The sequence below is a fragment of the Burkholderia aenigmatica genome, assembly GCF_902499175.1.
Taxonomy (GTDB): domain Bacteria; phylum Pseudomonadota; class Gammaproteobacteria; order Burkholderiales; family Burkholderiaceae; genus Burkholderia; species Burkholderia aenigmatica.
This window is the reverse complement of record NZ_CABVQC010000131.1, coordinates 1-6,293: the sequence shown is the minus strand read 5'-3', so window position 1 is coordinate 6,293 and position 6,293 is coordinate 1. Positions and strand designations below refer to the sequence as shown.

The 6,293-nt window shown below is 65.1% G+C and carries 7 protein-coding genes and 1 pseudogene; 7 read left to right on the top strand and 1 reads right to left on the bottom strand.

What is annotated here, in order from left to right:
• The 4 genes and pseudogenes from BDO18943_RS42050 to BDO18943_RS42035 form a co-directional block, all read left to right on the top strand.
• Nucleotides 1-238, top strand: a pseudogene (locus tag BDO18943_RS42050) (chemotaxis protein CheA); the annotation flags it as partial.
• Between the two features lie 156 nt (nucleotides 239-394).
• Nucleotides 395-979 (top strand): hypothetical protein, encoded by a 585-nt coding sequence (locus BDO18943_RS42045; protein ID WP_175026685.1) that lies wholly within the window; start codon nucleotides 395-397, stop codon nucleotides 977-979.
• Between the two features lie 111 nt (nucleotides 980-1,090).
• The gene (locus BDO18943_RS42040; protein WP_043179926.1) at nucleotides 1,091-2,512 is read left to right on the top strand and encodes a sigma-54 dependent transcriptional regulator; all 1,422 of its coding nucleotides are present in this window, start codon (nucleotides 1,091-1,093) and stop codon (nucleotides 2,510-2,512) included.
• A 135-nt stretch (nucleotides 2,513-2,647) separates the two neighbouring features.
• The gene (locus BDO18943_RS42035; protein WP_043179923.1) at nucleotides 2,648-3,154 is read left to right on the top strand and encodes a hypothetical protein; all 507 of its coding nucleotides are present in this window, start codon (nucleotides 2,648-2,650) and stop codon (nucleotides 3,152-3,154) included.
• Nucleotides 3,155-3,176: 22 nt separating this feature from the next.
• Here BDO18943_RS42035 and BDO18943_RS42030 read toward each other — a convergent pair whose 3' ends face one another.
• Nucleotides 3,177-3,671, bottom strand: a complete 495-nt coding sequence (locus tag BDO18943_RS42030) for a hypothetical protein (protein WP_043179921.1) — start codon at nucleotides 3,669-3,671, stop codon at nucleotides 3,177-3,179.
• Nucleotides 3,672-4,058: 387 nt separating this feature from the next.
• Here BDO18943_RS42030 and BDO18943_RS42025 point away from each other — a divergent pair, with 387 nt between their 5' ends.
• The 3 genes from BDO18943_RS42025 to BDO18943_RS42015 all read left to right on the top strand — a co-directional run bounded on the left by BDO18943_RS42025 (nucleotide 4,059) and on the right by BDO18943_RS42015 (nucleotide 6,057).
• Entirely contained in the window at nucleotides 4,059-4,730 is a 672-nt protein-coding gene (locus BDO18943_RS42025; protein WP_175026683.1) for a LuxR C-terminal-related transcriptional regulator, read from the top strand.
• Nucleotides 4,731-4,848: 118 nt separating this feature from the next.
• Nucleotides 4,849-5,511, top strand: a complete 663-nt coding sequence (locus BDO18943_RS42020) for a hypothetical protein (RefSeq protein WP_175026682.1) — start codon at nucleotides 4,849-4,851, stop codon at nucleotides 5,509-5,511.
• A gap of 9 nt (nucleotides 5,512-5,520) precedes the next feature.
• The gene (locus tag BDO18943_RS42015; RefSeq protein WP_175026681.1) at nucleotides 5,521-6,057 is read left to right on the top strand and encodes a PAAR domain-containing protein; all 537 of its coding nucleotides are present in this window, start codon (nucleotides 5,521-5,523) and stop codon (nucleotides 6,055-6,057) included.
• Nucleotides 6,058-6,293 lie beyond the last annotated feature (236 nt).

The window sequence follows — 6,293 nt, the reverse complement described above, 5'->3', positions numbered from 1 at the left end:
GGTCGCCGCGGAAGCGCCCGCGCCGGAAGCCGCGCAGCCTGCCGTCGCCGCTGCGCCGGCCGACCAGCCGAGCGCCGACGCGAAGGTGCCGGACGAGGCCGCTGCGCAGCCCGCCGACATGCCGGCGTTGTCCGATCCGGCGCAAGGATTGCCGCCGGCTTCGGTCGACCAGCAGGCCGCCCCGGTTGCCCCGGTCGTGCCGGCTCCGGCTGTCATCTCGACGAGCACGTCGTCGTAAGCACGCGGGTCGGACGCCCGTGCGACCGGAACGCCGGCCGCACGGGCGTCGTTCGGACCCGATGCCCGACGGTCGTTTCCTGTTTGACGGGTGTTGGTCCCATCCCCGAGGTCAACACCTCTTTTTGCCCGACGAGGATGCAAGGAGGCCTCAATCATGAGGATCTTTTTGGTCGCTCTGTTGTTGTACAGCGCGCAAGCCGCAGCGCAGGCGGTATTTCAGAACCCGGCGGTCTTCGTGATCCTGGGCGAGCAGACCGCCGCGAACGCCGTGAGCGTCGAGCAGGCGCTGACGACGCTCGGTCGTGCCGACAACACGGCATGCGCGCCGATGATGATGATCGGCGATCCGCAGATGATCTACATGATGCCGGAGGAGGGGCACGCACCGTCGTGGCAATCGCCGGTGTACGGCCGTGGTGCGCCGTTCGAAGCGCAGAACGGGCCGACGCCGACCGGCAAGACGATCGGCGCGATGCAGCATGCCGAGGACATGCAGACGCAGCCATGGAGCGACGGCAGCGCGATCACGCAGAAGATCGCCGGCGAGTCGAGCGTGACGGCGGCGGATCGGGTGAGCGGGTGGCAGCGCAACGGGCTCAATTCGATCGAGACGGCCCGTGCGACGGAAGTCACGGTGAACGGCAAGACCTACCGCGCCTATCGTGACGACCTCAACGCTTCCACGAAGCCGGTCGTCGAGCCGCAAATCTACACACAGCGCGTCGTTTTCTGCCGATAACGAAACGTCAACTCGAGGACGGCCGGGCGCCGCGCCGCGGGACCACGATGTCCCGCCCTGCGCGATCCGGCAACGGCCGTTTCGACAACCAACCCAAGCGACGAGGCCATCGTGAACTATTGCTGCCAGATCAGGGTATCGGGCCCGCAGGATCTCGAACGCGATGCGGGGACGGCGCCGTTCGTCGCCGTCCGGCGCAACCATGTCGTACCGTCGCGGCCGCTCGTCTACCTGTCGCAGCAGCCCGATGCCGCGCTCGTCGACTGTCTCGCGTCGCGTGGCTGGGACGTGTGGCGCGCGAAAACCGTTGCGGACGCACTGAATCTCGTCAGGGCGAACCGTCCGCATGCGGGCATCGTCGATTTCGGCGGCTTCGCGTCGCCCGACGTCATGTCGTTCGAGGCGCTGCTGCGCGACCCGCGCGTCGGCTGGGTCGCACTCGCCGACGACGAGCGGCTGCGGGATCTCGCCATCGCGCGCCTGATTCGCCACTGCTGCTTCGACTACGTGCGCAACGCGACCGCGTACACGACGATCGGCTATCTGGTCGGCCATGCGTACGGAATGCTGAAGCTCGCGGACGGCAGCCCGGACGCCGATGCGGCGCCCCCCGGCGGCACGATGATCGGCTCGTGCAACGCGATGCGCCGGCTGTTCGCGACGATCCGCAAGGTCGCGAACACGGATGCCACCGTCTTCATCGCTGGCGAATCCGGCACCGGCAAGGAGCTGACGGCGGCAGCGATCCACCAGCAGTCGTTGCGCGCCGAGGCGCCGTTCGTCGCCGTGAATTGCGCGGCCATTCCGTCGACGCTGCTGCAGGCCGAATTGTTCGGCCACGAGCGCGGCGCGTTCACGGGCGCGCACCAGCGCAAAATAGGGCGGATCGAGGCTGCGCACGGCGGCACGCTGTTTCTCGATGAAATCGGCGACATGCCGTTCGAAAGCCAGGCAAGCCTGCTGCGCTTCCTGCAGGAAGGCACGATCGAGCGGCTCGGCGGGCACGCGTCGATTCCGGTGGACGTGCGGATCGTGTCGGCGACTCACGTCGATCTCGAGGCCGCGATGCAGGCGGGGAGGTTCCGTGCCGACCTGTACTACCGACTGTGCGTGCTGCGCATCGACGAGCCGCCGCTGCGCGTCCGCGGCCGCGACATCATGCTGCTCGCCGACCACGTGCTGCGGCGCTATCGCGGCGACAGTTCGCACCGGATTCGCGGCTTCATGCCGTGCGCGATCGAAGCGATCCACAACTATCCGTGGCCCGGCAACGTGCGCGAGCTGATCAACCGGATCCGGTTCGCGGTCGTGATGACGAACGGCCCGATGATCTCAGCCGCCGATCTCGAACTGCAGCAGTACACGTCGCGGCAGCCGCCGACGCTCGCGGAAGCGCGCCGGCAGGCCGAGCGGCACGCGATCGAGGAAACGCTGCTGCGGCACCGCCACCAGCACGCGGACGTGGCGGCCGAGCTGGGCATCTCGCGCGCGACGCTGTATCGGCTGATGACCGCCCACGGGCTGCACGGCTGACGCGCCGCGGCGCAGCGCAGCCGCTCAAGACCGCCCGACGGCGGCCGTTAAGACAGGCAACGGCCCGTCCGGACCGCCGGCGCAGCGATGCGCGCGCGGCCGGCACGCGGCGCATCACGCTTATCCGAGGTTACCGTGGCAGAGTGCAGTCACTGCGGCAGGACGTTCCTGGTCGGCGGGCGGTCGATCGACGGCCGCCGCTATTGCCGTCCGGCGTGCGCCCGGGCGCATGCGATCGTCGTCGAGGCGGAACGGGTGCCCGACGCGAAAGTCTGGGAGTACGTGCACGACTGGCGTTACGGGCCATGCCCGATCTGCCGTCGCGACGACCGGCCGGTCGATGTCCATGCGTCGCATCGCGTCGTGTCGTTGCTGTTCGTCACGCGCTGGGCGACGCGGCGCCATGTGTGCTGCCGGCGTTGCGGCCGCCGGAAGCAGGCGGTCGCGCTGCTGGCGTCGGCCGCGTTCGGCTGGTGGGGGCTGCCGTGGGGCCTCGTGCTGACGCCGATCCAGCTCGCGCGCAACGCGCTCGGGCTGGCCGCGCGCGATCCGGAGGTCGCGACGCAACAGTTCGAGCAGCTCGTGCGGCGCAAGCTGGCGGCGCGCCGGCTGCGGCGCGCCAGGCAGGGCGTCAGCGCCTGAGCGCGTGGCCCGGCGCGCAACGTCAGGAGGCCGGCCGCTCGAAGCCCGATGCGACCCAGCGCTCGGCGCTGGCCTTGTTGAGCTTGAATCCGGCCGACACCTTCGCTTCGGCCAGCAGCTCGCCGTACGGATCGAATGCCTTGAGCTGCGCGTACGGTTCGAACTCGTCCGGCACGATGTCGAGCGTCACCGACACATCCTGGTCGTCGTCGCCCTGAACCGTCACTTCCTTGTGCAGCATCGCGCGCCGCTGCTGCTCGTGCCGCATCAGCACCTCGGTCGCGGTCTTCACGAGCGTGCGGAACGCGTTCGCGTCCATCGGTTTCGGGTTCTTCTTGTCGCGGCCCATGGTCCACGGCCCGACGAGCGCGGGCTCGGACTCGCCGTCCTTGATCATCTCGACGGCCCAGCCGTCGTCGTCTTCGTTCTTGATGATGCGGGCCGTCCAGCCGTTGTCGCGCCAGAGGCCGTCTTCGTGGATGGAGGTGTCGTCGGATTGCAGGTCGGATTCGGTCATGTGGAAAGCGGGGGTACGGGCAGCGGGCAAACGGGCGGTGGCGCGCGGCCGGCATCGGCGCGTCGCTCGCCGCCGGTGGCCCGGCGCGGTATGCAAAGGCGTCGATTTTACCTGCTGGCCGGTCGCTTGGCCCGGATGGCCCGCCAGGCTGGCCATCCGGCCGATGTCCGCGGATACCGGCCGCCATGAGTCGGACGCTCGAACCGGCACAAATATCAAACTCGTATTACGTCCCCGGCGGCCGATCCCGTTGCCGTCCGATATCCCGCTTGCGCGCGGCTTCATAGAATTGACGTTCAGGCTAAAAATAGCCCGAACATCCTTTCAACGCCAAACCGGCCGTGCGCGTTCCGCGCCGCGCGGCCGACGAACCACCTGGAACTGCGCATGAGGAAATTCAATGTTCGCGTCGTCTTCGCGTACGACTGGCCGTTGACGCTGGCCGGCATCGAGCAGGTCGCCGGCAGCGGCTGCGCGATCGAGCTCGTCGGGGTGTACCGGAGCGTGGCCGAACTGGTCGCGTCGCTTGGCGGTGTCGACTGCGATGTCGTGCTGGTCGACTATGCGATCCCCGGAGACGAGCAGATGGACGGCCTTGCGCTGTTCGACTGGCTGCGCCGCACGCGTCCGAACGTCGGGATCGTCGCGCTGGTCGCGAACGAGAATCCGCTGATCTTCGGGTCGATCCACGCGATCGGCGGCGTGAGCATCGTCAGCAAGTTCGACGAGGTCGGCCATATCGTCACGGCCATTCATTCGAGCTACAGCGGCGGGCGCTACCTGTCGCCGCTCGTCAGGCGCGCGGTCGATGCTTTCGGCGAGCGCGGCGAGGCGCCGGTGAAGCTGTCGGCGCGCGAGATCGAGGTGATTCGCCTGTATCTGGCGGGGGTACCGATCAAGACGATCGCGCAGCGTCTGAGCAAGGGCAAGCAGACGGTCAGCGCGCAGAAGATCAGTGCGATGAAGAAGCTCGGCGTGAACAACGACGTCGAGCTGATCCAGCGGGCGGCGGGGCTGGGGCTCGGTGGGGCGTCGGGCATGTCGAGGGACGTTTGCTGAACATCGCGTGATCAAATATTGAGTCGGAGTGCGAATAAATATCGTACTCATCCTATAGACAAGGAAACTCTTACCGGCGAATGTCTATGGTCAGTCGACGCCTAAGGTATCTGAGCCTATGACCCAACGAGAAAATGCCGAATGTCCGTACTTCCTTCATTCTTCGATCAAGCTCTATACGATGGTGCAGCAGCTATACACGTCACCGATCGATGCACCCGAGGTGATCGATCCGACGTACAACGGCAACATGCGGATGATCTGTACGCGTGATCCGTTCATTTGCACCTACCTTTCTCCACTTGATGCGGTCATGGGTTCCCGAGCGCTCACGCGCAACGACGGCCATTTTTGGTCGATCGACTTTCGGCAAGTCGATACCCGTCATTTCATCGAGCAGCAAGGCCGATTGTCAGTCGCCGTGAACTATGCCTATGCGGCGACCGGGGGGCGTCTGGTTGTGTCCGATGCCGGACACCCCTTGATGGTCTACTTTGCTTCTTCCTTCGATGTGCCGCTCGATCAGCGCGACCATTTCACGATCCAATTTCCGGATGACGTGGTCGAGCGAATCGAAATTGCCTATCAGCGCGCCGGGTTATCCGGGTTCGGCGCAACGCTTGACGCGATGCGCAAGTGGACGGCAGAGCAGATAGCCGACGCAGAGGCCGAAGCACTGACATGCAAGCCACCGACGATTGCAATCACCGGGGCCGCAGTCGATCAATACGCGATCTATGATCCCGAATCCGGCGAATGGTTCGTTACCGATTTCGATTGAGGACACACCATGAGCAAGCGAGTAATCAGAGTTGGCGACATGACGACAACGGGCGGAATCGTCGTCGAAGGCACGTCGTCCATCGTCGTTAGCGACAGGCTCGCCGCATTAAACGGCGATAGGGCGACGTGCGGAAATTGCGAAGGTATGTTCCCCATCGCCGGGAGTGCTGTCAGTGTTATCTCATCTAACCGATGCGTTGCGGTTGAAGGCGACCCGGTACTTTGTCCGTGCGGGCAAAACCGACTAATCGCAGGTGCCGACTGCACGTTTTTCATTGGTGGCGACGGTGGTCGCAATAACGCGATGCCGTACTTCGGTAACGTCGCATACTCCCCCGAGCGGTTCGCGCCCGCTCGCGGCACCCACGACGATCAATTCGTCATCCGCGACGTTCGAACGAAGGAACCGTTAAGTAACGTGCGCTATTGGATCAAAGATCGATCTGGAAACGTGCTTGCATCTGGTGTGAGCGATGGGCAGGGTTGTACCGAGCGCGTGCGAACCGAACGCGCGCAGACAATGACGCTTGTAGTCGAGGATTAAGAGGATGGGGAACCAAACCACCGTCGCTGAGACGACGACGAACACCATTGCAGGATCGCAGACGTTCGCGGATGTTGACCTACGACCGATCTGCGAGAACATGACCAACTCAGAATTTCGGGCCGTCTTTGCGACGGCGCAGGTTACGGCCGTTGAGAAGCTAGTGTAGCGTTCGATTCTTGATTGAACGTAAATGAATCGCCTGCCTCCAACGTCTACTTTGGTTTGCATTGGAG